The sequence below is a fragment of the Mesorhizobium sp. WSM2240 genome, assembly GCF_040438645.1.
Classification (GTDB): Bacteria; Pseudomonadota; Alphaproteobacteria; order Rhizobiales; family Rhizobiaceae; genus Allomesorhizobium.
The window spans coordinates 2,859,532-2,886,265 of the sequence record NZ_CP159253.1; the positions used below are offsets into that span (position 1 = coordinate 2,859,532).

Below are 26,734 nucleotides of genomic sequence, written 5' to 3' on the forward strand. Positions count from 1 at the left end.
CCGGCCACCTCTGTTAGGAGGCGGCAGGATTTGCCTTCAACAGAACTGGACCCAGGATGATCCCTCGTTATTCGCGGCCCAAAATGGTCGCCATCTGGTCGCCGGAAACCCGTTTTCGCATCTGGTTCGAGATCGAGGCGCATGCCTGCGACGCGCTGGCCGAACTCGGTGTGATCCCGACGGAGGCCGCAAAAACGATCTGGGAAAAAGGCGGCGCAGCCAAATTCGATGTCGAGCGCATCGACGAGATCGAGCGCGTCACCAAGCACGATGTGATCGCGTTCCTCACCCACCTCGCCGAGTTTGTCGGCCCCGATTCGCGCTTCATCCACCAGGGAATGACCTCCTCGGACGTGCTCGACACCTGCTTCAGCATACAACTCGTCCGGGCGAGCGACATTCTGCTCGCCGACATCGACCAGCTTCTGGCCGCGCTGAAGCGCCGTGCTTTCGAGCACAAGGACACGGTCACGATCGGCCGCAGCCACGGCATCCATGCCGAGCCGACGACGTTCGGCGTCAAGCTGGCCCAGGCTTATGCGGAGTTTTCGCGCTGCCGCGAGCGGCTCGTCCATGCGCGCGAGGAAATCGCCACCTGCGCGATTTCGGGCGCCGTCGGCACCTTTGCCAACATTGATCCACGGGTGGAAGAGCACGTCGCGGCAAAGCTCGGCCTGAAGCCGGAGCCGGTGTCGACGCAGGTTATTCCGCGCGACCGGCACGCAATGTTCTTTGCCACACTTGGCGTGGTCGCCTCCTCGATCGAGCGGCTGGCGACCGAAATCCGCCATCTGCAGCGGACCGAGGTGCTGGAGGCGGAAGAGTATTTTTCGCCGGGCCAGAAGGGTTCATCGGCGATGCCGCACAAGCGCAATCCCGTATTGACCGAGAATCTGACCGGGCTGGCGCGCATGGTGCGCTCCTTCGCCATGCCGGCCATGGAGAACGTAGCGCTGTGGCACGAGCGAGACATTTCGCACTCCTCTGTCGAGCGCATGATCGGCCCGGACGCCACAGTGACGCTGGATTTTGCGCTGGCCAGGCTTACCGGCGTCATCGACAAGCTGGTCGTCTACCCGGAAAACATGCTGAAGAACCTGAACCGGTTCCGCGGCCTCGTGCACTCGCAGCGCGTGCTTTTGGCGCTGACCCAAGCCGGCGTTTCGCGCGAAGACGCCTATCGCCTCGTGCAGCGAAACGCCATGAAGGTCTGGGAACAGGGCGCTGATTTCCTTGAAGAACTCCTGGCCGACAGCGAAGTGACGGCCGCTCTCCCAGAAAGCGAGATCCGCGAAAAATTCGATCTCGGCTACCACACCAGGCACGTCGACACGATTTTCCGGCGGGTGTTCGGCGAGGCCTGATTAAGGAACCCGCCAGCAGTATCCTGCGTTGTGCGCCCGGTTCAACCAGGATAGGCGCGGCGAGAATGGCCAATTACGACACGACCACGGCAAACGGTAAGGTAGTGTGGTTCGCCGCCGGAGCACTGGCAGTAGCCGCGCTGGTGGCGCTGTTCCTCTATGCGGACGGCTATTTCGATCGGTCGAGCAGCGTCGAGCTGAGGATAGAGGTGCCCGAGAACGGGATCATCGAGGGCCAGTAGCCCATTTCCTCTCGATTATCCCTTGTCGGGCACGACACGGACTACCGTTCCCCAGGGATCCTGGACGGATTTCTCCGCCTCAGCATCGGCCGAGCGCATCTCGACCCAGGAAAGGCCCGCGCGGCTTGGATCGCGCATTCCCGCACCGGCGCTATGCCAGCGGTTTGCGCCGATATGATGGTGATAGCCGCCCGACGACAGGAATACGGCGTCCGCGCCGTACCGCGCCACGGTGTCGAAGCCGAATTCACCATGCCACCACGCTTCGGCCGCAACGGGATCGCCGACGCGCAGATGAACGTGGCCGACGACGCTGTTTTCCGGCGCGCCCTGCCAACCCGGATCACCTGCCGGAATTGCAGCAATCAGCCCATCGATATCGAGCCTCTGGGTCGCCATCTCGATCGACGGACCGTTCCACTTCCATGCTTCCCGCGGCCGGTCGGCATAGATCTCGATGCCATTGCCCTCCGGATCGTTTAGGTACATCGCCTCGCTGACAAGGTGGTCCGAAGCGCCGCTCACCGGAATGCGCTTTCCGATCGCGTGCTTTACCCAGCGGGCGAGATCGGCGCGGGTTGGCAGCAGGAAGGCCGTGTGGAAAAGGCCGGCGCTGCGCGGGTCGTCCGGCTTGGCGGCCGGATCGGCCTCGATGTCCAATAGAGGCCGGCTTCCCGCGCCGAGGCTGATCGTTCCGCTATCCCGCGACAAGTCCTCGAGGCCGACGACATCGCGATAGAATTTTGCGAGCGCCTCGGCGTCGCGCGCCTTCAGGCCCACGCGGGCCACGCTGACTGGCGTTGTCGCGGCAAACGGCATTTCTGACATGTCGGGCTCCTGTAGCCTTCGGAAAATCGAACTTGCCGCGAACATCGGCGTGCGCGGCGCTGCGCACAAGCACCGCGGCAGCGAACACGCTGTTCATTATAACGCCGCGTTTGACGAGCGTCCTGAAAGGTTGCGCGGCCGCCGCGGCGTGGCTACATGCGCGCCATGAAGGTCAAGGACGCAGATATACTCATCGTTCCCGGTTACACCAACTCGGGACCGGAACACTGGCAGAGCCGCTGGCAGGCCAGGCTATCGACGGCAAGACGCGTCGAGCAGGCGGAATGGTCGAAGCCTGTGCGCGAAGACTGGACGGCCGAGGTCGCCAAGGCCGTCAATGAAGCCGAGAAGCCGGTGGTATTCATCGCCCATTCGCTCGGCGTCTCGACGGTCGTCCAGGCCATCCCTCAATTCCGGAAGCCCATCGCCGGCGCGTTCTTCGTGGCGCCGCCCGATGTCGCCAACCCGTCCATCCGGCCGAGGCATCTGATGACCTTCGGCCCCTATCCGCGCGAACCGCTGCCCTTTCCGTCGATCGTGGTTTCGAGCAGCAACGACCCGTTCTGCCCGATCGAGGTCGCCGAGGACATCGCCGCCGCCTGGGGTTCGCTGTTTATCCATGCCGGCGAGGCCGAGCACATCAATGCCGAAGCCGGCTACGGCCCATGGCCCGAGGGCACGATGGCCTTCGCCAACTTCCTGACGAGGCTTTAACCGATCGAGCCGCGGGCGGCCTTCAACAGCGTCTCCGCGCCCAGCGCAATATATTTCGGCTCGCTGCCCAGCGCCATGAAGCGATAGCCCATCGAGACGAAGCGGCCGGCCATGTTCGGGTCGACCACGTAGATCGCCGCGTGCTTGCCCGCTTCCCTGGCGCGCCGCGCGATCGAGGCGATCGTCTCCATCATGTCTTCGAGACTTCCATTGACCGTCGCGCCATTGCTCCAGGCGATCGAGAAATCGGCCGGCCCGACGAATATGCCGTCGATGCCTGGCGTGTCGAGAATTCCGTCGAGCGCAGCGAGCGCAGCGCGGGTTTCGATCATCGCGAAGCACACGGTGCGCGCATTCATATCGCCAAGCCAGGCATTGAGGTCGCTGCCCTTGTACCGCGGGAATGCATATGTAGGACCCCAGGAACGCTCGCCGATCGGCGGATACTTCATCGCCGCAGCAAACTGGCGGGCGTCGGCGACGGAATTCACCATCGGTGCGATTACGGCTTCGGCGCCGAAATCCAGCGCGCGGCTCGCCATATCGAAGCGCCCGACCGGAATGCGGACGACCGGGTGCTTCTTCGCATGCATGATCGGCAATATGCCGCGAACCACGCTGTCTTCGTGATGCCCGCCATGCTGCATGTCCAGCGTGACGGCGTCGAAACCCTGTGCGGCGACGATTTCAACGGTCAGAGCGTCCGGAACGCCCGACCAGGCTGTGAACAAGGTTTCGCCGGCTTCCAGTCGCGTTACCAATTGCATGGGGAACTTTCCTCGATCGGGGACCGCATCTTCACTCGGAAATCCGTAAACGCAAAGAAAAACCGCCCGCTAAGGCGGACGGTTTCATTGGTCCACGGCAGGGTCAGCTGTTCTTGATCTGCTCGATCGCCTGCGCCAGCAGTTCTTCCATGGTGCGGTGGATCTGGTGGTCCGACTGCTCTACGCCGGCGGCGTCGAAATCCTTGCGAATCTTGCGGAACACGTCGTGGTCGCCCGCTTCCTCGAAATCCGAGTTGATCACTTCCTTGGCGTAGGCTTCGGCATCGTCGCCCAACTTGCCAAGCTTCTCGGCGGCCCAGAGACCGAGCATCTTGTTGCGCCGGACCGTCGCCTTGAAACGCTGTTCCTCATCCATCGCGAACTTTTTCTCAAATCCCTTTTCGCGATCGTTCATGCTGCTCATGGCTGTTCCTCCCGGGGGTGGCTGCGATTCGTCGTTGCCGGTCAATATGGGCTTCCCCAGCACAAACCAAAAGGTCGCGCCCCGGTCAATATGCCCTGCCTTCTGCTGCAGTGCGGCATTTCGCTCGGGAAAGCGGTTGATTTGCCTTATTTGCCGATTGAGGAATTGGCGGGATTGGGATAGAGACCGCGTTGAAACCCGTCATTGCCGCGCATGAGCGCTGACGCAAGGGTCGGTTGCTAGGCGCCTGCCCCAATCCAGAGAAAAACCAGATGAAAAATCGCCGCCGCATCTACGAAGGCAAGGCCAAGATCCTGTATGAAGGACCCGAGCCGGGAACGCTGGTCCAGTTTTTCAAGGACGACGCCACCGCCTTCAACAAGAAGAAGCACGAGATTGTCGACGGCAAGGGCGTCATCAACAACCGCATCTCCGAGCACATCTTCAACCATCTGAACCGGATGGGCATTCCGACGCACTTCATCCGCCGGCTCAACATGCGCGAGCAGCTGATCAAGGAAGTCGAGATCATCCCGCTCGAGGTGGTGGTCCGCAACATCGCCGCCGGCTCGCTGGCAAAGCGCCTCGGCATCGAGGAAGGCACCGTGCTGCCGCGCTCGATCATAGAGTTCTATTATAAGGCCGATGCGCTCGACGATCCGATGGTCTCGGAAGAGCACATCACCGCCTTCGGCTGGGCAAGCCCGCAGGAGATCGACGACATCATGGCGCTCGCCATCCGCGTCAACGATTTCCTCTCCGGCCTGTTCATGGGCATCGGTATCCAACTCGTCGACTTTAAGATCGAATGCGGCCGCCTGTTCGAGGGCGACATGATGCGCATCGTCGTTGCAGATGAGATTTCGCCGGATTCCTGCCGCCTTTGGGACGTGAACACCCAGGAGAAGATGGATAAGGACCGGTTTCGCCGTGATATGGGCGGTCTCGTCGAGGCCTACCAGGAAGTGGCCCGGCGCCTCGGCATCATGAACGAGAATGAGCCGCCCCGCCCGACCGGTCCGGTTCTGGTCGCTTCCGCCGACGGCCCGAAAGGCAAGCCGCACTAACCGGCTCATTCAACACCAGACAGGAGCGTAACAGGCGTGATCAAGGCCCGTGTGATCGTAACTCTCAAGAACGGTGTCCTCGACCCGCAAGGCAAGGCCATCGAGCATGCATTCGACAGCCTTGGCTTCGCAGGCGTCGGATCCGTGCGCCAGGGCAAGGTGTTCGATATCGAGATCGACAGCACCGACCGCGCGAAAACGGAAGCCGACCTCAAGGCCATGTGCGACCGATTGCTGGCGAACACGGTTATCGAGAACTATACTATAGCCATAGACTGAGGTTGCGCCGGACTCTGAACTACTGCGCGAGCTCGCCGAACCCCAAAGACCATTCACCACATGAAATCAGCAGTCGTCGTTCTTCCTGGCCTCAACCGCGACCGCGACATGATCGCGGCGCTGACAAAAATCTCGGGCAAAGCTCCGGTCACGATCTGGCAGACCGACACGGAAATCCCGGATGTCGACCTGGTCGTCATTCCCGGCGGCTTTTCCTATGGCGACTATCTGCGCTGCGGCGCCATAGCGGCGCGCATGCCGGTTATGCGGGCGGTGGCGGAGAAGGCTGAAAAGGGGGTACAGGTGATCGGCGTCTGCAACGGATTCCAGATTCTGGTCGAGGCCGGCATGCTTCCCGGCGCGCTGATGCGCAACGACCATCTGAAATTCGTCTGCCGCGAAGTGAAGCTCCGGGTCGAGAACGCCAATACGAGCTTTACCCGCAACTATGAGCCCGGCCAGATTATCCGCGCGCCGGTCGCGCATCATGACGGCAACTATTTCGCCGACCCCGAAACGCTGGCCCGTATCGAAGGCGAAGGGCGAGTTCTGTTCCGCTATGCCGAAAACACCAATCCGAACGGCTCGATCAACGACATAGCCGGGATCGTCAACGATCGCTGCAACGTGCTTGGCCTGATGCCGCATCCGGAAAACCTGATCGAAGCCGCGCATGGCGGCAGCGACGGCCGCGCTTTGTTCGAAAGCGCGCTCGGCATGGCTGCCCCGCAACCCGAACCGGCCTGATACCGGACAACTCTCCAGACAGGCGGATCTTTGCGGATGAAGAAATTTGCGATCGTCGCCGGCGCAGCTGCATTGCTTCTGTCGCTGGCGGCCTGCCAGTCCAAGACGCCCACGCCTGCCGAAACCGGGAAAAGCGCTTCGCTGCGGGCCATGGAAACCGTGGCGATCGCCGCGCATAAATGCTGGTTCGCAGCCAAGGACCCAGCCTTCAAGGCGTATCGCATGGCCAACGAGCTGAACTCGTTCAGCGGTACGCCGCGTTTCCTGCTGGTTCCGGCGAAGAACTATGGCGGCAAGCCGCTGCTGGTGGTCCAGGCCACGGGAAACTCGTCCCGTGTCGATGTATTCGGACCGCTGATGGGCGAGCCGCTCGGCACTCGTATCGGCGCCGACATCGGCCGCTGGGCGGCAGGCAATGACGATTGCGGTGAAACCGCTTGATAGCTTCGCGCCATTTTGCAAGCGCGGATCGCATTAGACAGACTTCCAGCCCGAGCAACCGGACAGGACCATGACCATTTCCAATACCGTGAAGATCAATGATGAGCTTATCGCCGCGCACGGGCTGAAGCCCGACGAGTATCAGCGCATCCTGGATCTGGTAGGCCGCGAGCCGACCTTCACTGAACTCGGCATCTTTTCGGCCATGTGGAACGAGCACTGCTCGTACAAGTCCTCCAAGAAATGGTTGCGTACGCTGCCGACCACCGGCCCGCAGGTCATCCAAGGGCCTGGTGAAAACGCCGGCGTCGTGGACATCGGCGACGGCGACTGCGTGGTCTTCAAGATGGAGAGCCACAACCATCCCTCCTACATCGAGCCCTACCAAGGTGCCGCAACCGGTGTCGGCGGCATTCTGCGCGACGTCTTCACCATGGGCGCGCGGCCGATCGCGGCAATGAACGCGCTGCGTTTCGGTGCGCCAGATCATCCCAAGACCAGGCATCTGGTGTCGGGCGTGGTGTCCGGAATCGGCGGCTACGGCAATTCCTTCGGCGTGCCGACGGTCGGCGGCGAGGTCAATTTCGATCCTCGCTATAATGGCAACTGCCTGGTCAACGCCTTTGCTGCCGGCCTCGCCAAGACCGACGCGATCTTCCTGTCGCAGGCCAAGGGCGTCGGCCTGCCGGTCGTCTATCTCGGCGCGAAAACCGGCCGCGACGGCGTTGGCGGCGCGACTATGGCGTCGGCCGAATTCGATGACAAGATCGACGAAAAGCGGCCCACCGTTCAGGTTGGCGACCCCTTCACCGAAAAGTGCCTCCTCGAGGCGTGCCTCGAACTGATGGCGTCGGGCGCCGTTATCGCCATCCAGGATATGGGCGCCGCCGGGCTGACCTGCTCGGCCGTGGAAATGGGAGCCAAGGGCGACCTCGGCATCGAACTCGAACTCGATAAGGTGCCGGTGCGCGAGGAGCGCATGTCGGCCTACGAGATGATGCTCTCCGAAAGCCAGGAGCGCATGCTGATGGTGCTCCGGCCGGAAAAGGAGGAGGAGGCCGAGGCGATTTTCCGCAAATGGGGACTGGATTTCGCCATTGTCGGACACACGACCGACGATCTGCGCTTCCGTATCATCCATCAAAGCGACGAAGTCGCAAACCTGCCGATCAAGGAACTCGGCGACCAAGCCCCGGAATATGACCGGCCATGGGTTGAGCCAAAGATTCCCGCTCCCCTCGCCGCCGACGACATACCGCAAGCCGATATTGCTGACGCTTTGCTAAAAATGCTCGGCGGGCCGGACCTCTCCAGTCGTCGCTGGGTTTGGGAACAATACGACACGCTGATCCAGGGCAATTCGCTACAAATTCCGGGCGGCGACGCCGGCGTCGTGCGCGTCGAGGGCCATGCCACCAAGGCGCTGGCCTTCTCCTCCGACGTGACGCCCCGCTATTGCGAGGCGGATCCCTATGAGGGCGGCAAGCAGGCTGTCGCCGAATGCTGGCGCAATCTGATAGCGACGGGCGCCATGCCGCTGGCGGCCACCGACAATCTGAATTTCGGCAATCCCGAGCGGCCGGAAATCATGGGCCAGTTGGTCAAGGCGGTGCAGGGCATCGGCGATGCCTGCCGAGCGCTCGGCTTCCCGATCGTGTCGGGCAATGTCTCGCTCTACAACGAAACCAACGGCCGGGGCATTTTGCCGACGCCGACCATAGGCGGCGTCGGCCTGATCCCGGACTGGTCGCAGATGACGCGGATCGGCTTTGCCCGCGAAGGCGAGATGATCCTGCTGTTCGGCGCGCCCGCTTGGTGGGGTACGCATCTCGGCCAGTCGGCGTATATGCGCGACATCCACGGCCGCGCCGACGGCCCGCCGCCGCCGGTTGATTTGATTCACGAGAAGAAGGTCGGCGATTATGTCCGCAAGCTGATCCGATCGGGCGTGGCAACGGCAGTGCACGACCTTTCCGATGGCGGGCTGGCCGTCGGCTTGGCCGAGATGGCGATGGCCTCGGGCATCGGCGCGACCGTGTCGCAGCTGGCACAGGGCGATCCGATCCCGCAGTTTTTCGGCGAGGATCAGGGTCGTTATCTGGTCACGGTCAATTTTTCCGCGCAAAGCGACCAGTTCGAAGCGATGCACGCCGAACTGAAGGAACTCGGCATTTTCGCCCCGTGGATCGGCACTACGGGCGGCCGCGAATTGAAACTCGGGCATGCCCGTGCCATATCAGTTGCGGATCTGAAGGCCGCACATGAAGGCTGGTTCCCCCGATTCATGGGGAACTGAACGGGGAAAAACCAATGGCGATGGACGCGCACGAGATCGAAAAACTGATCCGGGACGGTATACCTGACGCAAAAGTGACCATCCGCGATCTGGCCGGCGACGGCGACCACTACGCGGCCGAAGTGGTGGCCGAAAGCTTTCGCGGCAAGAGCCGCGTGCAGCAGCACCAGATGGTCTATGACGCCCTGAAGGGCAATATGGGCGGCGTTCTTCACGCGCTTGCCCTTCAAACCAGCGTTCCGGAGTGATACATAGGCGGAAACGTGGTTTGTTTGCTGGCTCTTCCAGCCGGCGAAAACGGGAAAATTGAGATGAGCGGAATCAGCGAATACATAGACAATGAGGTGAAGAGCAACGACGTGGTGGTCTTCATGAAGGGCACGCCCGGCTTTCCGCAGTGCGGATTTTCGGGTCAGGTCGTGCAGATCCTCGATTATGTTGGCGTCGACTACAAGGGCGTGGACGTCCTGACCTCTAACGAACTTCGCCAAGGCATCAAGGATTATTCCAACTGGCCGACGATCCCGCAGCTCTACGTGAAGGGCGAATTCGTCGGCGGTTGCGACATCATCCGCGAGATGTTCCAGGCTGGCGAGTTGCAGAGCTACCTCGCCGAAAAGGGCATCAGCGCCAAGGGCGCTGCCTGATCAGGGAACCAGACCGATAGATTCCGGTTTTCCGGAATCGTTTTTGCAGGATGCGCCGGGCCCTCCGGCGCATTTCCTTTTTGGGCATTGCATTAGGAAGCTCTCATGGACCAGCAGGCTACACCGACCATCGTGGCGCCCAGCCTGTCGATCCCTCGCTGGGAGTTCATCGCGCTTGCCGCAGCACTCATGGCGCTAAACGCGCTTGCCATCGACATTATGCTGCCCGGGCTGCAGCAGATCGGCGCCAGTCTCGGCGTAGCCGACGAGAATGCGCGCCAGTATGTCATCACCGCTTACATCACCGGCTTCGGCTTGGCGCAGCTTTTCTTCGGCCCGCTTTCCGACCGGTTCGGGCGGCGCGTGCCGTTGCTTGCGGGCCTTACGGTCTATGTAGCGGCCGCTTTTGCCTGCGCGTTCGTGCCGACCTTCGGGGCACTGCTTGCGTTCCGTTTCGTCCAGGGCCTTGGCGCAGCGGCTACCCGCGTCATCGCAGTTTCAGTGGTACGTGATACGTTTGGAGGGCGCGCCATGGCTGAGGTCATGTCGCTGGTCTTTATGGTGTTTATGATCATCCCGGTTGTCGCACCCAGCGTCGGCCAGATCATCATGCTGGCAGGCGAATGGCACATGATCTTTGCATTCATGGGCTTTGTCTCGCTCGCCTTCACCATCTGGACCTGGAAGAGGCTGCCAGAGACGCTGCACGCATCGTTTCGCCGACCCCTCACCGCCGCTGCGATCACTGGCGGCTTCCGCATCGTTCTGACCAACCGCGTCGCCATCTGCTACACCGTCGCCATCACGGCCCTTTTCGGAGCATTGTTCGGCTTCATCAATTCCGCGCAGCAGATCTATGTGGGCATTTATGAAGTGGGCGCGCTGTTTCCGATCTATTTCGCGGCCGTCGCAGGGTTGATGGCCCTGTCATCGTTCCTCAACGCCCGCTTCGTCGGAAAGTTCGGCATGCGTCGGCTGGCCCATGGCGCGCTGCTCGGCTTCCTGGGGGTCACGGGCCTGGCGTTCGCTCTGTCGCTGCTCGGACCGCTTCCGCTGTGGCTGTTCGTGACGCTTTTTGCCCTCGCCATGTTCCAGTTCAGCTGGATCGGCTCCAATTTCAACGCACTCGCCATGGAGCCCCTCGGCCATGTGGCGGGTACCGCCTCTTCCGTTCAGGGCTTCATGCAGACGGTTGGCGGTGGCATCGTCGGCGCCGTGATCGGCCAGAGTTTCAACGGCACCGTGGTTCCGATGGCGGCAGGCTATTTTCTCTTGGGACTGGCGGCGCTTGGAATGGTTTTGGTGGCGGAAAAAGGAAGGCTATTCCAGCCGCACAATCGGCCGGTTTGATACCTTCGAGGCCGCGCGTCCCTTCGGACGTGCAATGGACGCTCCAGATCTGGTCTTTCCGAAAGCCGATTCCGGTTTTCGGGTCACGCGCCAGCGCCTTCGGGTTCCTTCAGCTCAGTCCGGCAAAATCGAACAGTTTGCGGTCGAGGAGATGCGACGGCCTGACGTTTGCCAAGGCGCGGATCATGGTGTCCTTGCGGCCGGGCATCCGCTTTTCGATGTCGTCCAGCATCTGCTTCATGAGATTGCGCTGCAGCCCTTCCTGACTGCCGCACAAGTCGCAGGGGATGATCGGGAACTTCATTGCGTCGGCGAATCTTTGCAGGTCGGCCTCGGCGCAGTAGGCGAGCGGGCGCAGCACCGTCACGTCGCCTTCGTCGTTCACGAGCTTCGGCGGCATCGCCGCCAGCCGGCCGCCATGGAAGAGATTCATGAAAAAGGTTTCGAGAATGTCCTCGCGGTGGTGCCCGAGCACTAGCGATGAGCAGCCCTCTTCGCGCGCAATGCGATAGAGATGGCCGCGCCTGAGCCGCGAGCAAAGCGAACAGTAGGTGCTGCCCTCGCCGATCTTGTCGGTGACGATCGAATAGGTGTCGCGATATTCGATCCGGTGGCGGATGCCGTGGCCTTCCAGGAAGTCCGGCAGGATGTGCTTCGGGAAATTCGGCTGGCCCTGATCGAGATTGCAGGCGATGAGTTCGACCGGCAGCAGGCCGCGCCATTTCATATCGAGAAGCAGCGCCAGCAGCCCATAGGAATCCTTGCCGCCCGAAAGCGCGACCAGCCAGCGCTCGCCGGGCCGCACCATCGCGAACTCGTCGATCGCCTGCCGCGTCTGGCGCAGCAACCGCTTGCGCAGCTTGTTGAATTCGACCGAGGAGGGCGCATCCCGGAACATTGGGTGGCAGCTTGCATCGTCGGTTTCGACGACCAGATCGGGCATCATATTCATGGATGGTCCAGCCTGCTCGCCTCAATGCGTCCGGCTTACCGGACCATGCGGGTAAAGAAAAGGCCGCCCCAAGGCGGCCTTTTCACTGAGAACGGAGTATCCCGATTAACGGGAATAGAACTCGACGACCAGGTTAGGTTCCATCTGGACCGCGTAGGGAACATCGGCCAGGCCGGGGACGCGGGCGAAGGTCGCGACCATCTTGTTGTGGTCGACGTCGATGTAGTCCGGCACGTCGCGCTCGGCGAGTTGCACCGATTCCAGGACCATGACCAGCTGCTTCGATTTCTCGCGAACCTCGATCACGTCGCCGGCCTTGCAGCGGTACGAGCCGATATTGGTGCGCTTGCCGTTAACATTGACATGGCCGTGGTTGACGAACTGGCGAGCCGCGAAAATGGTCGGCACGAACTTGGCGCGATAGACGACAGCGTCGAGGCGCGATTCGAGCAGGCCGATCAGGTTATCCGGCGTGTCGCCCTTGCGGCGGTTGGCTTCCTCGTAGGTCTTGCGGAACTGCTTTTCCGAAATGTCGCCATAGTGGCCCTTCAACTTCTGCTTGGCGCGAAGCTGCAGGCCGAAGTCGGAAAGCTTGCCCTTGCGGCGCTGGCCGTGCTGGCCGGGACCGTATTCACGCTTGTTGACCGGGGATTTCGGGCGGCCCCAGATGTTTTCGCCGAGACGGCGGTCGATCTTGTACTTTGCTGATTCGCGCTTGCTCATCGCATTCCCTTTCAAAAAGATACACCCGCAACCTCATGTCACGAGTGAAGGAAACGCGCCCTCCTCTGGCCTCCGTTTTCGAAGCCTGACAGGATTTCCCACGCACGCTTTGCGAAGAAATCCACGGGACACGTCAATTCAAGCAAGACCAGGAGAGTGTATGTGGTTTCCGTCCGGTCTTGCGGCATTACAACAGAAGCGCCGGACCTTTCGGCCCGGCGTTGGTGGCTGCATAGGCGATGAGCCGGACGATGTCAATGCGTTCGTCACCGACAGCGGCTCAGGCCACCTTCCTGGCCGGTCGGCGCGCCAGAAGCTTGCGCAGCTCGTCGCTCCCGGCGAATCGCGCCACGCGAACCGGTTCGAATTTCCCCCTGATCAGCACCGTATCGTGCGGCGCGCCTTCCCTTGATTTGTCCAGCAGCGACAATGCCTCGGCCGATGCCACCAGCGTGCAGTCAAGCCGTTTGGCCTCGGCCTCGAGCCTTGCCGCGACATTGCCGGTATCGCCCAGGAACGGCAGCCCGTCGGTGCCGCCTTTCCAGCCCGCGCCGACGACAGCCACGCCGACATGCAGCCCCATGCCGATGCGAAACGGCTCGGGCAATTCAGCCCTGAGTTCCCCGTTCAGCGCGTCAATCCCGTCCCACACCCGCAATGCGGCGCTGAAAGCGTCGCGCGCCGCTTTCTCGGCGGTTCCATCAACGCCGAAGACGCTCATGATGCCGTCGCCGGCGATGTTGGTCACGTGCCCGCCGCTTTCTCTGACCGCTGTCGATACCATCTGGATGTAGCGGTCGAACAGGAATAGCACGTCATAAGGCAGGCGGTCGTCGGCAAGCCGTGTCGACTGACGCATGTCGACGAACAGGGCAGCGATCTCCATCTCGCGGCCACTCCCAATCGCGCCGAAGCGGCGCGAGGCCAGGACCGGATCGCTCGCCGGATTGACCAGCGGAACGACCGTAACGTCGCCGGTCGGCCGGATCTGGCAGGCAAGTCGCACGTCCGGAGGAGCGCCGATGCTGGTCAGCAGGCGAAGCTCGTCTCCGCTCGGAGGCGAAAGATTCTCGGTCCCGGCAAGGATCCCGACGCGGCAGGTCGAGCAGCGTCCGCGCCCCCCACACACCGAAGCGTGCGGGATACCTGCCCAGCGGCTGGCTTCGAGTACCGAAAATCCGGCCGGGACCGACACCATGCGGCCATTCGGATAGGTGACGCGAATCGAGCCGTAGCGCCGCGCATGCCAGTTGCGGCCCGCGCGCAGGGCGAATACGCCCACGAGCAGCCCGATATAGCCGGCGAGAATGGCATCGACGATGCGGGTCACCTCCGCCCAGTCGGCCGCCTGCCGGCTGCCCGGCCGATCGATCACATGCTCATCGAGCGATGCCGGCGCGTTGGCGACTACGTAGCGCATGTCTAGGCCGGCATTTAGGAAACCGAGAGCGGCGAGCACCGGCACCAGCGTCGCCAGCGCGGCCAGCGCAGGCACCGCGCGCGGATACCATCGCTTGGATCTCAGCCAGGCGCGAATGCCCAGGCAGCCATGGATCCACACGATCACCAGGAGAAGATATTGTCTCGGCAGACCGAAATCGGCCGCCACCACCCAATAAAGATACAGCACGCGATCGTAGCCGACACTCAGATCGTAGATGCTCTCGCCGATCCGAATGGCGGCGGCATGGGAGATCAAGAGCAACGGTATCGACAGGCCGAGGGCAATCTGCACTGCCTCGCTTGCCGGCATGCGGAAATGACGGCGCCGGTAAAGTGAGTAAAGACCCAAACCAACGTGGATAGCGACGGCGCCGTAGAGCAGCGCAAGGCCCGGTATTGTCTGCCAGGGATCCAACAGGAGTTTGGCGGCCGCCTGCATCGTCCCGGCGGATCTGATCCCGAAAGCATGGTTCAGGAGATGGGAAGTCGCGTAGGCGAACAGGACCAAACCGGTCGCAAGCCGCAGCGGCCGCACCATCCCGCGTTTGGGGTTACTCACTATCCTGTTCTCCGAGGCAACCCGTTGGGCCGGACGGGTCTGCCTATCGACCAGCCAGCGAAAGCGCGTCAAGCGCAAAGCGCAGCTATAACTGCCTCGCGTCGAAATTCGCGCGCGCGGCCTTGAGCTTGTCGCGGTTTCGCGCCGCCCACATGCCGAGCTCTCCGATCGGCACTGCTATCGAATGGCCGAGTTCGGTCAGAGCATATTCCACTTCCGGCGGCGTGGTCGGCCTGACGGTGCGGCGGACAAGGCCGTCGCGTTCGAGTGAACGCAATGTGACGGTGAGCATGCGCTGGGAGATGCCCTCGATCGACCGTTTCAGCGCGTTGAAGCGCACCGGGGAGCCCTGCAGGCTGATTATAACCAGCAGGCTCCACGTGTCGCCGACACGGTCGAGTACGTCGCGCACCGGGCAACTGCCGGCTTGATCGCGCTCAAATCCCGGATGCGAAGTCAGGAGCGGCGCTGACGCAGCAGCCTTGGTGTTGGCGTTCATGCGGTTCCCTCCGGGTAACGTGGGTAGAAAATGATGCGTTCTTTTCGCCCTGCGCGGCGGCAGCTATATGGGCACTTCCAATAACCTGCTTACCAAACATACCTACTTCGTCGCGCTGACGGAAGGTTTTTAACCAAGGAGACTTTGCATGAAAATCGCCCTTATCGGAGCATCCGGTTTCGTCGGCAGCGCCGTTCTTGAGGAGGCAGTGTCGCGCGGCCACGACGTGATCGCGCTGGTGCGCAATCCTGACAAGGTCGAGAAATCACCGCGCGTGACGGCCAGGAAGGTCGACGCCAACGATACCAAGGCGCTCCCCACTGCGATCGGCGATGCCGATGTCGTGATTTCCGCCTTCGTCGGCCCGCGCGGCGATCCGGACCAGTACACGAAGCATCGCGCCGGATCGGCCTCAATCATCGAAGCGGCGAAGACCGCCGGGAAACGCCTGATCGTGGTCGGTGGCGCCGGAAGCCTCCATGCGACGGATGGCAGCCAGTTCGTCGATTCCGATCAGTTCCCGAAGGAATACAAGAATGAAGCGCGTGCCGCGCGCGACGTGCTCAACGACATCAAGAAGGAAACCGCACTCGACTGGACCTTCGTTTCGCCCGCCTTCGTCCTCAAACCCGGCGAACGGACCGGAAAGTTCCGCCTCGGGGCCGATAGCCCGATCTTCGACGATAAGGGTGAAAGCACCATCTCGGCCGCCGATCTCGCCGTCGCTCTCATCGACGAAACCGAGCAGCCGAAACACACGCGCAAGCGTTTCACGGTTGGTTACTGACCAAAGCGTTGGTTACTGACCAAAGCGCTCGGTTGCGCGTCCTTGGACGCGCAACCTTTGCATCGCGCCTACCGAGAATCGATTCCGATTTTCAGGCCGATGCGCCGGGCGTCAGTCCTTCGACACGTGCTCGGGCTTGCCCTTTCGCTTGGTCGAGGCCATTTCCTTGAGCTCCTTCTCGGACATGGACTTGACCATGCCCTTGGAGGCGCCTTTCAGCTCGCTTTTCTTGGTTTCGCCACGCTTGGCCGACAAGGCCGCGCCGGCCGCCTTCTGCTGAGCCTTGGATTTCGCAGGCATCTGTTCGCTCCCGTGACTGCTCTTCTGGAGGAACTCGGCAAGGCAGGCGAGGTTCCTTTCGACCGCTTCAGGCGACCGTCAGCCCAAAACCTTGCATCAGCCGGCGGATGGCGAAATCCGGTCTGCCCGAGGTGAAGACGGCAAGGTCAACACCTTGGATAACTTCGGCGCTTCTTTCAACAGGCGCACGCCCGCCAAGCAGCGACATCGCGCGCCTTGCGATTGCCTCGGCGGGATCCAGCCAATCCACTGGCCATGGTGCGGTCTTGCGCATCCGGTTGACGAGAAAAGGGTAGTGCGTGCAGGCGAGTACCACGATATCGGTCCGGCTGCCTTCGCGCTCGATGAAGCAAGGGGCGATCTCCGCCCGTACCGCCTCCTCGTCGACGAAGCCGTGGCGCATATATGCCTCGGCCAGCGCGGCCAGGTGCGTGCTGCCGACCAGCCGGACATTGCATTTGGAGGCCCATGTGGCGATCAGGTCACGGGTATATTGCCGCTTAACCGTTCCCGGCGTGGCCAAGACCGACACGAGGCCCGAGCGGGTCCGCTCGGCGGCCGGCTTGATCGCCGGCACCGTGCCGACGAACGGCGTATCGGGATAGGCCGCGCGCAGTTCGGCAAGCACCAGCGTCGAGGCTGTATTGCAGGGAATGACGAATATTTCGGGGTCGTGCTTGGCGATCAGACCGCCGCAAAGTTCCACGATGCGCGCGCTTAGCGCCTGCTCTTCCCAATCGCCATAGGGGAAGGCTGCATCGTCCGCCACATAGACGAAGCGGCGGTCGGGCATCAGCACGCGGGCTTCGCGCAGCACGGTCAGCCCGCCAATGCCCGAATCGAACATCAGTATCGGCCGGTCAGTCATTCTCGGGCGCCTCCCCGCTTGCCTTGCGCCTGCCGCTTCCGGCGCTGGCGTCGGCCTCGGCCTTCCGCGCAGGATAGCCCGAGCCGCGCGGTTCCTTCGGCGAAAAATAGTCGAGCGAGGCGACGACGCCACGCAGCACTTCGAGTTCCTTCTCCGAAAAGCCGGCGCGGGTCAGCACAGCGCGCACCTTGTCGACCATTTTCGGCTTCTTGGCCGGCGTGCGGAAATAGCCGCGAGCGTCGAGCGCGGCTTCGAGATGCTCGAACAGCCCATATAGGTGCTCCTTGGCGGCGGGCTTGACCACCGGCCCTGTAAAAGCCGTGTCGGTCTCCCGCTCAAGTCCGGACTTCATCCATTCATAGGCCATCAGAAGCGTCGCCTGGGCAATGTTCAGCGATGCATATTCCGGATTGACAGGGAAGGTGACGATCTCGTCGGCCAGGCTGATCTCCTCATTGGCGAGGCCGAATTTTTCCCGCCCGAACATGATGCCCGTGCGCTGGTCGGCACGGTGCCGCGCCCGAAGCGCCCTGCCCGCCTCGACAGGCCCGCGCACCGGCTTGAAGCCGTCGCGCTCGCGCGCAGTGGTGGCGAAGACGAATTCCAGGTCGGCGAGCGCGGAGGGCAGGTCGTCGAACACGGCGGTATTTTCGATCACATGGGTGGCGCGGCTCGCCGCGGCCGTCGCCTTCTCGTTCGGCCAGCCGTCGCGCGGCTTGACCAGCCGCAGTTCCGATAGCCCGAAATTGGCCATGGCGCGCGCCACCATGCCGATATTCTCGCCCATCTGCGGTTCGACGAGGATGATCACCGGCCCTGTGGCCGCCGACGTTTCCTCGCCATTCTTGATTGTCATGAAAGCGCGATCCTTCGTTTGCGCGTGTGGCGCGTCCCTGCCATATTCCACTTGGAAGATGAAGCCCGGGCTAACGGCAGAACGATGGCAAGCGAGCTTGCTGACCGGATGCGTACGCAGACGAAGGACTACGCCGGGACCGGCGAGATCCGCATGTTCGGCGGCATCTGCTTCACCCTGAACGGCAACATGCATTGCTGCGCCATGCGGGACGGCAACGGCCTGTTTCGGGTCGGTCCGGAGCAGGAAGCGCAGGCGCTTGCGCGGGGAGCCCGTGGCATGGTGCATGGCGGGCGCGCGATGAAGGGTTTCGTCGTCGTCTCGGCCGATCAGCTCGGCGAAGACAAGGCGCTCAAGGACTGGATCGCAATCGCCGCCGATTTCGTCGAGAAGCTCCCGCCGAAGAAGAAATAGTTCCCAAATCGCTTGTCGCGACGCGCCGTTTCAACAGCGTTTGCGCACGCATTCCTGCTTTGCTATAGGGGCCGCACTCCCTTCAGCGAAGCCCGGAAAATCGGCGCTCCGATCCCGAAAACGAGGTAATTTTTCATGGCGAAGATCAAGGTGGCCAACCCCGTCGTCGAACTTGACGGCGACGAGATGACCCGCATCATATGGCAGTTCATCAAGGACAAGCTTATCCACCCTTATCTCGACATTGACCTCGAATATTACGATCTGGGCGTCGAGCATCGCGACGCGACCAACGACCAGGTTACGGTTGATGCGGCCAATGCCATCAAGAAGCACGGCGTCGGCGTGAAATGCGCTACGATCACGCCCGACGAGCAGCGCGTCGAGGAGTTCAACCTCAAGAAGATGTGGAAGTCGCCGAACGGCACGATCCGCAACATTCTGGGCGGCGTGATCTTCCGCGAGCCGATCATCATGAAGAACGTGCCGCGCCTGGTGCCCGGCTGGACCAAGCCGATCATCGTCGGCCGCCACGCCTTCGGCGACCAGTACAAGGCCACCGATTTCCGCTATCCCGGCAAGGGCAAGCTGTCGATCAAGTTCGTCGGCGAGGATGGCCAGGTGATCGAGCACGAGGTCTATGACGCACCCTCCTCCGGCGTCGCCATGGCCATGTACAATATCGACGAATCGATCCGCGATTTCGCCCGCGCCTCGCTGAACTACGGCCTGCTACGCGGCTATCCGGTCTATCTCTCGACCAAGAACACCATCCTCAAGGCCTATGACGGCCGCTTCAAGGACATCTTCCAGGAAGTCTACGAGGCCGAGTTCGAGGAGGAATTCAAGTCGAAGAAGATTTGGTACGAGCACCGCCTGATCGACGACATGGTGGCGTCGAGCCTGAAATGGTCGGGCGGCTATGTCTGGGCCTGCAAGAATTATGACGGCGACGTGCAGTCCGACACCGTGGCGCAGGGTTTCGGCTCGCTCGGCCTGATGACTTCGGTGCTGATGACGCCGGACGGCAAGACGGTCGAGGCCGAGGCCGCGCACGGCACCGTCACGCGCCACTACCGCCAGCACCAGAAGGGCGAGGAAACCTCAACCAACTCCATCGCCTCGATCTTCGCCTGGACCCGCGGCCTCGCCCATCGCGCCAAGCTCGATGACAACCAGGACCTCAAGAAATTCGCCGACACGCTGGAGCGCGTCTGCGTTCAGACGGTAGAAGCCGGCTATATGACCAAGGATCTGTCGCTGCTCATCGGCCCCGACCAGCCTTGGCTCTCAACCACCGGATTTTTGGACAAGATCGACGAGAACCTGCAGAAGGCGATGGCCTGAACGGACAGCGCAATGAGCCGGCCGGTCGCCTACGGCGCGGACTACAGCGCTTATGTGCGCATCGTCCGGCTCGCGCTTCACGAAAAGCAAGTCGCCTACTATCTTATCCCGGTCGATGTCTTTGCCGAAGGCGGCCCCCGGCCTGGTACCCTAGACCATCATCCGTTCGGCCGCATCCCGGCTTTTGAGCATGACTGGTTGCGGCTCTACGAAACGATGGCAAACGCCCGCCATATTGACGAGGCGTTTGGCTGCCCTGCGAGCTTTACTGCCGCTTTCTCTTGAAGTCCTCAATCATACGTGCATTGAGCGCTTCGAACTCGCGCAGGAGAGCCCGGCATGTTTGCTCTTTTGCCGAGCAGGCGACGTTCATTTGTAGTTGTATCGCTTTCCCGTCCTGAACTGGGCGCCGACAGACCGCGGTTGGGTGCGCGGGATGGGTCGCAAGCGTAAACGTCCATACGATGGAATTGGCGCGGTCCTGGAAGGCGACAAACAGCCGGTCACGAGTGATTTCCGGAAGCTTTTCGGCCTTGGTGACACGCTCGAACAGTTCCGTCGGAGAACCTCCCGGTCTGCCGCACATGTCTCCGGCGAACACTGGCCCAAGGCCTACGCCGACCAAGATCGACGCCGCTTGAAAGAGCACGATGGACCGGCTGGCATAAATCATTGGATTGGGGAGCGGGGCGGAACAGGAGCCTCCATGGAACGAGTAATTCTCACGCCGCTTCCATCGCGGCCTTGACTGCCGCGATCGCCTCGCCTGATTTCGCCGCATCCGGGCCGCCGGCCTGCGCCATGTCCGGGCGGCCGCCGCCGCCCTGCCCGCCGAGCGCCGCGGAGGCCGCACGCACCAAATCGACGGCGCTGAACCGGCTGGTGAGGTCGTCGGTGACAGCCACCACCACGCTGGCCTTGCCGTCTTCGCCCGCGCCGACGAACACCACGACGCCCGAACCCAGCGACTGCTTGCCGGCATCCGCCAGCGGCTTCAGATCCTTCGGCGACACGCCTGAAACAGCCTTGCCGAGAAACCCGACGCCGGCGACGGTCTCGCAGTCGCCGCCCGCGTCGGCAGATGAGCCGCCGCCCAGCGCGAGCTTCTTGCGCGCGTCGGCGAGTTCTCGTTCGAGCCTGCGCCGCTCTTCCAGGACGGCCTCGACGCGCGCGACGGCGTCGGCGGGCGATACCTTCAGCGCCGCCGCGACCGCCTTCAGCCGGCGGTCCTGCTCGTCGAGGTGTCGGCGCGCCGCTTCGCCCGTCAGCGCCTCGATGCGGCGCACGCCGGATGCCACCGCCGCCTCCGAGACCAGGCGGATCAGCCCGATATCGCCGGTGGCGTTGACGTGCGTGCCGCCGCAAAGCTCGACCGAATACGGCTTGCCGGCCTTGTCGCCATGCGTTGCGGTTCCCATCGAAACCACCCGCACCTCGTCGCCATATTTTTCGCCGAACAGCGCCATGGCGCCCTCGGCTATGGCGTCGTCGACACTCATCAGTCGCGTCATGACAGGGCTGTTCTGCACCACGATTTCGTTGGCCATCGCCTCGACGTGTTCCAGTTCCCCAGCCGAAATCGGCTTTGGGTGCGAAAAGTCGAAGCGCAGCCGCTCCGGCGCGACCAGCGAGCCTTTCTGCGCGACATGGCTGCCCAGCACCTCGCGCAGCGCCTCGTGCACGAGATGCGTCGCCGAATGGTTGGAGCGCAGCCGGGTGCGGCGGGCATGGTCGACTTTCATGCCGACGGTCGCGCCGGCTTTCAGCGCGCCATCGGCCACCCGGCCGAAATGCACGATAAGGCCGTCGCCCTTTTTCTGCGTATCGGTGATTTCGACCGAAAAACCGTCGCCGGTCATCACGCCGGTATCGCCTATCTGGCCGCCGGATTCGGCGTAGAACGGCGTCTGGTTGACGACGATCGCAATTGTATCGCCGGCCGACGCGCCCTCGACGACAGCGCCGTCCTTGACCAGCGCCAGCACGATGCCCTCGGCCTCCTCTGTGTCATAGCCGAGGAATTCGGTCGCGCCGGTCTTTTCCTTGACCGCGAACCAGACCGTCTCAGTCGCCGCTTCGCCAGACCCTGCCCAGTTGGCGCGGGCCTCGGCCTTCTGACGCTGCATGGCGGCATTGAAGCCGTCGAGATCGACCGAAACGCCACGCGGGCGCAATGCATCCTGCGTCAGATCGAGCGGGAAGCCATAAGTGTCGTAGAGCCTGAACGCGGTCTCGCCATCAAGGCGGTCGCCGCTGCCCAGTTTCTCGGTCGCCTCCGACAAGAGTCCGAGGCCGCGCGCCAGCGTCTTGCGGAAACGGGTTTCCTCGAGCTTCAGCGTTTCGGAAATCAGCGCTTCGCCGCGCGCAAGCTCGGGATAGGCCAGCCCCATTTCGCGAACCAGGGCCGGAACCAGCCGCCACATCAGCGGGTCGGCCGCGCCGAGCAATTGTGCATGGCGCATGGCGCGGCGCATGATGCGGCGCAGCACATAGCCGCGGCCTTCATTCGAGGGCAACACGCCATCGGCGATCAGAAAGCTCGAAGCGCGCAGATGGTCGGCAATGACGCGATGGCTCGCCCGGTTCTTGCCTTCCGCCTTGACGCCGGTCGCCTCCTCGGAGGCGCGGATCAGCGCCTTGAACAGGTCGATATCATAATTGTCATGCACACCCTGCATGACCGCGGCGATACGCTCCAGCCCCATGCCGGTGTCGATCGACGGGCGCGGCAGCGCGACGCGCTGTTCCTTCGTCACCTGCTCGAACTGCATGAAGACGAGATTCCAGATCTCGATGAAGCGGTCGCCGTCCTCGTCGGCGCTGCCGGGGGGGCCGCCCGGAATCTGATCGCCATGGTCGTAGAAGATTTCCGAACACGGACCGCATGGTCCCGTGTCGCCCATCGCCCAAAAATTATCGCTGGTGGCGATGCGGATGATCCTGTCCTCGGGCAGGCCGGCGATCTTGCGCCAGAACCCGGCCGCCTCGTCGTCAGTGTGATAGACGGTGACCAAGAGCCGCTTGGCGTCCAGCCCGAACTCCTTCGTGATCAGGTTCCACGACAACTCGATCGCGCGTTCCTTGAAGTAGTCGCCGAAGGAGAAATTGCCGAGCATCTCGAAGAATGTGTGGTGGCGGGCGGTATAGCCGACATTGTCGAGATCGTTGTGCTTGCCGCCGGCGCGCACGCACTTTTGCGAGGTCGCAGCGCGCGAATAGCTGCGGCTCTCGAGGCCGGTGAAGACATTCTTGAACTGCACCATTCCGGCATTGACGAACATCAGCGTCGGATCGTTGCGCGGCACAAGCGGGCTCGAGGCCACGACCTCGTGCCCGTTCTTGTTGAAATAGTCGAGAAATGCCGACCGGATTTCGTTCACGCCACTCATGTCACAGCCTTTGTTGCCGCCCTGCCGGGGAAATTGGACATGGCCTTTTAGCGGGCGCTTCTGGACCTGTCCATAAACACGAATTTGCGGAAAACAGCCGCTTTGCGGTGGTATCCGGCAGGCTTATTCAAAACGAAACCGCCGGCCCGAGGGCCGGCGGTTCACAAAAATCGGAGGCCGGCTACATCTCGCCGGCTTCGTCCTCGAAGCCATCGCCGGGACCGCCTTCGAGGAATTTCTCCGCGATCAGTCCGGCATTCTGCCGCAGCGCCAGTTCGATCTCGCGCGCCGTATCGGGATTGTCGCGCAGGAACAGCTTCGCGTTCTCGCGGCCCTGGCCGAGGCGCTGGGAATTGTAGGAGAACCACGCGCCCGACTTTTCGACCACGCCGGCCTTGACGCCGAGATCCACAAGCTCACCGGTCTTCGACACGCCTTCCCCATACATGATGTCGAACTCGACCTGCTTGAAGGGCGGCGCCAGCTTGTTCTTGACCACCTTGACCCGGGTTTGGTTGCCGACCACCTCGTCGCGGTCCTTGACCGCGCCGATGCGGCGAATGTCGAGTCGCACGGATGCGTAGAACTTCAGCGCATTACCGCCCGTCGTGGTTTCAGGCGAGCCGAACATGACGCCGATCTTCATGCGGATCTGGTTGATGAAGATGACCATGGTATTGGAGCGCGAGATGGAAGCGGTGAGCTTCCGCAGCGCCTGGCTCATCAGCCGCGCCTGCAGGCCGGGCAGCGAATCGCCCATCTCGCCCTCGATTTCCGCTCGCGGCGTCAGTGCCGCCACCGAATCGACGACCAGCACGTCCACTGCGCCGGAGCGCACCAGCGTGTCGCAGATCTCAAGCGCCTGCTCGCCAGTGTCGGGCTGCGAGATCAGCAGGTTTTCGAGATCGACCCCGAGCTTGCGCGCATAGACCGGGTCGAGCGCGTGTTCGGCGTCGACGAAGGCGCAGATGCCGCCCTTCTTCTGCGCCTCGGCCACCGTGTGCAGGGCCAGCGTCGTCTTGCCCGAGCTTTCCGGCCCATAGATTTCGATGATGCGCCCGCGCGGCAGGCCACCGACGCCGAGTGCTATGTCGAGCCCGAGCGAGCCGGTCGGCACCGTTTCGATCTCGACGATCTTCTCGTTCGCCCCTAGGCGCATGATCGAGCCCTTGCCGAAGGCGCGCTCGATCTGTGATAGCGCGGCGTCCAGAGCCTTTGATTTATCCACCGATTTGTCCTCTACCAGCCGCAATGAATTCTGAGCCATGATACATTACCCCTTGGTCGTCAATGAAGGCCCGACAATCCGGTATCCCTGCAAATTCGTACCTCTTTTGTTCTCATTTGGCAATAGGGATCAAGGGATTGATTCCATTACGTTTTCCAATTTTGTTCCAGTTTTGTACTTGTCGAATCGTTCCGGATGGGCCGATCAACCGGCCCAGCCAGGCCGCCAAGTTACGATTCGGGCGGCCTGTTGCCCGCAGGGGATGCTGACACTAATGTCGCGCCCCAACCTAGAAGAATAGACGGTCGGCAGGCGCTTTCATGTCCTTCCCGAAAATTTTGGCCGTCGGCGGCGCGCATATCGACCGGCGGGGTCAGGTCACAGGCGCCTATGTGCCGGGCGCGTCCAATCCCGGCGTAATGGCCGAGGACGTCGGCGGCGGCGCGTTCAACGCCTTGCGCAATGCGGTTCGCCGCGGCGCGAGCGGCGCTATCATGTCGGTTCGCGGCGGCGATGCCGCGGGCGAGACCGTTTCGCGCGCCATCGCCTCGGCCGGGATCACCGACCTGTCGGCGATCTTCCTCGACCGCGCCACGCCGAGCTACACTGCCCTTCTCGACCGCGGCGGCGATGTGATCGCGGCCCTTGCCGACATGGCGCTCTACGAAGGGGCATTTCCCAAGCAGCTTCGCCGCGCCAGCTTTCGCGCGGCCGTGGCCGAGGCCGATGCCCTGTTGTGCGATGCCAATCTGCCGGCCGACGCTCTTGCACGGCTGGCCGGGCTGGTGTCGGGCAAGCCGCTCTTCGCCATTGCCATCTCGCCGGCCAAGGTCGCGCGGCTCACCGGAATCCTGGAAGCTCTCTCATGCCTGTTCATGAACTTCCGCGAGGCTACCTGCCTTGCCGGATTGCCGGACGATGCGTCCGTCAACGAAATTGTCGCCTGCCTACGCGCAATGGGACTTTCGAGCGCCGTCATCAGCCGGGGCGGCGCGCCAACTGTCGCGTTCGACCGCTCCGGCGCCTTTTCGATCAAGCCGCCGCGCCCGCGCAAAATAGCCGACGTGACCGGCGCGGGCGACGCGCTGGCCGGCGCGACGATGGTGGCCTTGCTGCGCGGCCTGCCCCTTCGCGGGGCGTTGCGCGAAGGCATGGCGGCGGCGGCGCTGGCAGTCGAAAGCCCAGCCTCGGCGCCAGAATTTTCGGAGGGCGACTTCGCCGCAGCGCTTGCCCTTGTGCCTGAAGCCGGGGCGTTGCATCAGGACGGCATGATCGGAGAGACCAATGATGCCTGAGAAAGCGCGGCCCTTCATCGACATCCACCCGCCCGTCGCCGAAGCGCTCGCCGCCGGCAATCCGGTTGTGGCGCTGGAGAGCACCATCATCACCCACGGCATGCCCTATCCCGACAACAGCGCCATGGCCGCCAATGTCGAGAAGATCATCCGCGATGAGGGCGCCAATCCGGCCACCATCGCCGTTATCGGCGGCAGGCTGAAGATCGGGCTTTCCGATGCCGAGCGCGAGGCGCTGGCCCAGACAACGGGCGCGATGAAGCTGTCGCGGGCCGATCTCGGCTTCGCCCTCGCGCAAGGCCGCACCGGCGGCACCACGGTGGCGGCGACGATGATCGCCGCGCACCTCGCCGGCATTTCGGTCTTTGCCACCGGCGGCATTGGCGGCGCGCACAAGGGCGCGGAAAAGAGCTTCGACATTTCGGCCGATCTTGACGAACTGGCGCGCACGCCGGTGATCGTGGTGTCGGCCGGTGCCAAGGCGATACTGGACATTGAAAAGACGCTGGAAGTGCTGGAGACGCGCGGCGTTCCGGTGGTGGCGTTCGGCTCGGACGTCATGCCCGCCTTCTGGTCGCGGCAGTCGCCCTTCGCCGCGCCGCTGCGGCTCGACACGGCCGACGCGATCGCGGATTTCTTCAAGACGCGGCGCGTTTTGGGGACCGATGGCGGCATGCTGATCGCCAACCCCGTGCCGGAGGCAGACGAGATCGCTGCCGAGGTAATGGCCGGGCACATCCTGGCGGCGCAGCGGGCCGCCGAGGCACAGCGCATTTCCGGCAAAGCGGTGACGCCGTTCCTGCTGTCGAAAATCCTCGAACTGACCGGCGGCGCAAGCCTGAAAACCAACATCGCGCTGGTCGAAAACAATGCCAGGCTGGCGGCGCGGATAGCGCGGGCGCTATAGT

The 26,734-nt window shown here is 62.7% G+C and carries 30 protein-coding genes; 17 read left to right on the forward strand and 13 right to left on the reverse strand.

All coding sequences use genetic code 11. The features are described 5' to 3' along the window. The first annotated feature begins 56 nt into the window (after positions 1-56). Positions 57-1,364, forward strand: coding sequence for an adenylosuccinate lyase (purB, locus tag ABVK50_RS14025; RefSeq protein WP_353640983.1), 1,308 nt, complete (start codon positions 57-59; stop codon positions 1,362-1,364). A 65-nt stretch (positions 1,365-1,429) separates the two neighbouring features. Continuing rightward, positions 1,430-1,606 (forward strand): hypothetical protein, encoded by a 177-nt coding sequence (locus ABVK50_RS14030; RefSeq protein WP_353640982.1) that lies wholly within the window; start codon positions 1,430-1,432, stop codon positions 1,604-1,606. A gap of 15 nt (positions 1,607-1,621) precedes the next feature. On the opposite strand, the gene ABVK50_RS14035 is transcribed toward ABVK50_RS14030, so the two are convergent. After that, positions 1,622-2,434 (reverse strand): VOC family protein, encoded by an 813-nt coding sequence (locus tag ABVK50_RS14035; protein WP_353640981.1) that lies wholly within the window; start codon positions 2,432-2,434, stop codon positions 1,622-1,624. A gap of 165 nt (positions 2,435-2,599) precedes the next feature. Between ABVK50_RS14035 and ABVK50_RS14040 the strand changes: the two genes are divergently transcribed. Then, positions 2,600-3,148: an alpha/beta hydrolase gene (locus ABVK50_RS14040; protein ID WP_353645936.1), complete on the forward strand. Its 549-nt coding sequence runs from the start codon at positions 2,600-2,602 to the stop codon at positions 3,146-3,148. Here the strand turns inward: ABVK50_RS14040 and ABVK50_RS14045 are convergent. Together ABVK50_RS14045 and ABVK50_RS14050 are read right to left on the reverse strand one after the other, a co-directional pair. Continuing rightward, complete coding sequence (locus tag ABVK50_RS14045) at positions 3,145-3,915, reverse strand: HpcH/HpaI aldolase/citrate lyase family protein (RefSeq protein WP_353640980.1); 771 nt, start codon at positions 3,913-3,915, stop codon at positions 3,145-3,147. The genes ABVK50_RS14040 and ABVK50_RS14045 overlap by 4 nt on opposite strands. 103 nt (positions 3,916-4,018) lie before the next feature. Then, positions 4,019-4,339: a DUF1476 domain-containing protein gene (locus ABVK50_RS14050; protein WP_353640979.1), complete on the reverse strand. Its 321-nt coding sequence runs from the start codon at positions 4,337-4,339 to the stop codon at positions 4,019-4,021. A gap of 272 nt (positions 4,340-4,611) precedes the next feature. On the opposite strand from ABVK50_RS14050, the gene purC reads away from it, so the two are divergent. The 8 genes from purC (at position 4,612) to ABVK50_RS14090 (ending at position 11,166) form a co-directional block, all read left to right on the forward strand. Continuing rightward, positions 4,612-5,406: a phosphoribosylaminoimidazolesuccinocarboxamide synthase gene (purC, locus tag ABVK50_RS14055; RefSeq protein WP_165025505.1), complete on the forward strand. Its 795-nt coding sequence runs from the start codon at positions 4,612-4,614 to the stop codon at positions 5,404-5,406. A gap of 36 nt (positions 5,407-5,442) precedes the next feature. Continuing rightward, entirely contained in the window at positions 5,443-5,685 is a 243-nt protein-coding gene (purS, locus tag ABVK50_RS14060) for a phosphoribosylformylglycinamidine synthase subunit PurS (protein WP_353640978.1), read from the forward strand. Between the two features lie 60 nt (positions 5,686-5,745). After that, on the forward strand, positions 5,746-6,432 hold the full coding sequence (purQ, locus tag ABVK50_RS14065) for a phosphoribosylformylglycinamidine synthase subunit PurQ (RefSeq protein ID WP_353640977.1): 687 nt from the start codon (positions 5,746-5,748) through the stop codon (positions 6,430-6,432). Between the two features lie 36 nt (positions 6,433-6,468). Beyond that, positions 6,469-6,873, forward strand: coding sequence for a hypothetical protein (locus ABVK50_RS14070; RefSeq protein ID WP_353640976.1), 405 nt, complete (start codon positions 6,469-6,471; stop codon positions 6,871-6,873). Positions 6,874-6,943: 70 nt separating this feature from the next. Continuing rightward, positions 6,944-9,169: a phosphoribosylformylglycinamidine synthase subunit PurL gene (gene purL / locus ABVK50_RS14075; protein ID WP_353640975.1), complete on the forward strand. Its 2,226-nt coding sequence runs from the start codon at positions 6,944-6,946 to the stop codon at positions 9,167-9,169. A gap of 14 nt (positions 9,170-9,183) precedes the next feature. Then, positions 9,184-9,417, forward strand: coding sequence for a BolA family transcriptional regulator (locus ABVK50_RS14080; protein WP_158470159.1), 234 nt, complete (start codon positions 9,184-9,186; stop codon positions 9,415-9,417). Between the two features lie 63 nt (positions 9,418-9,480). Continuing rightward, entirely contained in the window at positions 9,481-9,816 is a 336-nt protein-coding gene (gene grxD / locus ABVK50_RS14085; protein WP_353640974.1) for a Grx4 family monothiol glutaredoxin, read from the forward strand. A 150-nt stretch (positions 9,817-9,966) separates the two neighbouring features. Further along, complete coding sequence (locus ABVK50_RS14090) at positions 9,967-11,166, forward strand: multidrug effflux MFS transporter (RefSeq protein WP_353645935.1); 1,200 nt, start codon at positions 9,967-9,969, stop codon at positions 11,164-11,166. Positions 11,167-11,275: 109 nt separating this feature from the next. Here the strand turns inward: ABVK50_RS14090 and ttcA are convergent, their stop codons facing one another. From ttcA to ABVK50_RS14110, 4 genes are all read right to left on the reverse strand, one after another. Continuing rightward, positions 11,276-12,118 carry a tRNA 2-thiocytidine(32) synthetase TtcA gene (gene ttcA / locus ABVK50_RS14095; protein ID WP_353640973.1) on the reverse strand — a complete coding sequence of 281 codons (843 nt, stop codon included), beginning with the start codon at positions 12,116-12,118 and terminating at the stop codon, positions 11,276-11,278. A 105-nt stretch (positions 12,119-12,223) separates the two neighbouring features. Beyond that, positions 12,224-12,841 carry a 30S ribosomal protein S4 gene (rpsD, locus tag ABVK50_RS14100; RefSeq protein WP_353640972.1) on the reverse strand — a complete coding sequence of 206 codons (618 nt, stop codon included), beginning with the start codon at positions 12,839-12,841 and terminating at the stop codon, positions 12,224-12,226. A gap of 280 nt (positions 12,842-13,121) precedes the next feature. Next, complete coding sequence (locus ABVK50_RS14105; RefSeq protein WP_353640971.1) at positions 13,122-14,843, reverse strand: adenylate/guanylate cyclase domain-containing protein; 1,722 nt, start codon at positions 14,841-14,843, stop codon at positions 13,122-13,124. Positions 14,844-14,928: 85 nt separating this feature from the next. Beyond that, positions 14,929-15,342 carry a helix-turn-helix domain-containing protein gene (locus ABVK50_RS14110; protein ID WP_353640970.1) on the reverse strand — a complete coding sequence of 138 codons (414 nt, stop codon included), beginning with the start codon at positions 15,340-15,342 and terminating at the stop codon, positions 14,929-14,931. A gap of 148 nt (positions 15,343-15,490) precedes the next feature. Between ABVK50_RS14110 and ABVK50_RS14115 the strand changes: the two genes are divergently transcribed. Next, positions 15,491-16,129, forward strand: coding sequence for an NAD(P)-dependent oxidoreductase (locus ABVK50_RS14115; RefSeq protein WP_353640969.1), 639 nt, complete (start codon positions 15,491-15,493; stop codon positions 16,127-16,129). Between the two features lie 111 nt (positions 16,130-16,240). Here ABVK50_RS14115 and ABVK50_RS14120 read toward each other — a convergent pair whose 3' ends face one another. The 3 genes from ABVK50_RS14120 to ABVK50_RS14130 all read right to left on the reverse strand — a co-directional run bounded on the left by ABVK50_RS14120 (position 16,241) and on the right by ABVK50_RS14130 (position 18,153). Beyond that, entirely contained in the window at positions 16,241-16,429 is a 189-nt protein-coding gene (locus ABVK50_RS14120) for a DUF3008 family protein (RefSeq protein ID WP_353640968.1), read from the reverse strand. A 67-nt stretch (positions 16,430-16,496) separates the two neighbouring features. Next, positions 16,497-17,297 carry a glutamate racemase gene (gene murI, locus ABVK50_RS14125; protein ID WP_353640967.1) on the reverse strand — a complete coding sequence of 267 codons (801 nt, stop codon included), beginning with the start codon at positions 17,295-17,297 and terminating at the stop codon, positions 16,497-16,499. After that, positions 17,290-18,153 (reverse strand): RNA methyltransferase, encoded by an 864-nt coding sequence (locus ABVK50_RS14130; protein ID WP_353640966.1) that lies wholly within the window; start codon positions 18,151-18,153, stop codon positions 17,290-17,292. Before ABVK50_RS14130 ends, murI begins: the two co-directional genes overlap by 8 nt. Positions 18,154-18,237: 84 nt before the next feature. On the opposite strand from ABVK50_RS14130, the gene ABVK50_RS14135 reads away from it, so the two are divergent. The 3 genes from ABVK50_RS14135 (at position 18,238) to ABVK50_RS14145 (ending at position 20,199) form a co-directional block, all read left to right on the forward strand. Beyond that, positions 18,238-18,567, forward strand: a complete 330-nt coding sequence (locus tag ABVK50_RS14135; protein WP_353640965.1) for a TfoX/Sxy family protein — start codon at positions 18,238-18,240, stop codon at positions 18,565-18,567. Between the two features lie 135 nt (positions 18,568-18,702). Beyond that, positions 18,703-19,914: an NADP-dependent isocitrate dehydrogenase gene (locus ABVK50_RS14140; protein ID WP_353640964.1), complete on the forward strand. Its 1,212-nt coding sequence runs from the start codon at positions 18,703-18,705 to the stop codon at positions 19,912-19,914. Between the two features lie 12 nt (positions 19,915-19,926). After that, positions 19,927-20,199: a glutathione S-transferase N-terminal domain-containing protein gene (locus tag ABVK50_RS14145; protein ID WP_353640963.1), complete on the forward strand. Its 273-nt coding sequence runs from the start codon at positions 19,927-19,929 to the stop codon at positions 20,197-20,199. Here the strand turns inward: ABVK50_RS14145 and ABVK50_RS14150 are convergent. The 3 genes from ABVK50_RS14150 to recA all read right to left on the reverse strand — a co-directional run bounded on the left by ABVK50_RS14150 (position 20,180) and on the right by recA (position 24,570). Next, positions 20,180-20,587 (reverse strand): hypothetical protein, encoded by a 408-nt coding sequence (locus ABVK50_RS14150; protein ID WP_353640962.1) that lies wholly within the window; start codon positions 20,585-20,587, stop codon positions 20,180-20,182. The genes ABVK50_RS14145 and ABVK50_RS14150 overlap by 20 nt on opposite strands. Before the next feature lie 49 nt (positions 20,588-20,636). Next, a complete protein-coding gene (gene alaS / locus ABVK50_RS14155; RefSeq protein ID WP_353640961.1) occupies positions 20,637-23,303 on the reverse strand; it encodes an alanine--tRNA ligase in 2,667 nt (888 codons plus the stop codon). Positions 23,304-23,484: 181 nt separating this feature from the next. Continuing rightward, positions 23,485-24,570: a recombinase RecA gene (gene recA, locus ABVK50_RS14160; protein WP_353640960.1), complete on the reverse strand. Its 1,086-nt coding sequence runs from the start codon at positions 24,568-24,570 to the stop codon at positions 23,485-23,487. Between the two features lie 281 nt (positions 24,571-24,851). Between recA and ABVK50_RS14165 the strand changes: the two genes are divergently transcribed. Further along, a complete protein-coding gene (locus ABVK50_RS14165) occupies positions 24,852-25,826 on the forward strand; it encodes a carbohydrate kinase family protein (RefSeq protein ID WP_353640959.1) in 975 nt (324 codons plus the stop codon). Continuing rightward, positions 25,816-26,733, forward strand: a complete 918-nt coding sequence (locus ABVK50_RS14170) for a pseudouridine-5'-phosphate glycosidase (protein ID WP_353640958.1) — start codon at positions 25,816-25,818, stop codon at positions 26,731-26,733. The genes ABVK50_RS14165 and ABVK50_RS14170 overlap by 11 nt, the downstream gene beginning before the upstream one ends. Position 26,734 lies beyond the last annotated feature (1 nt).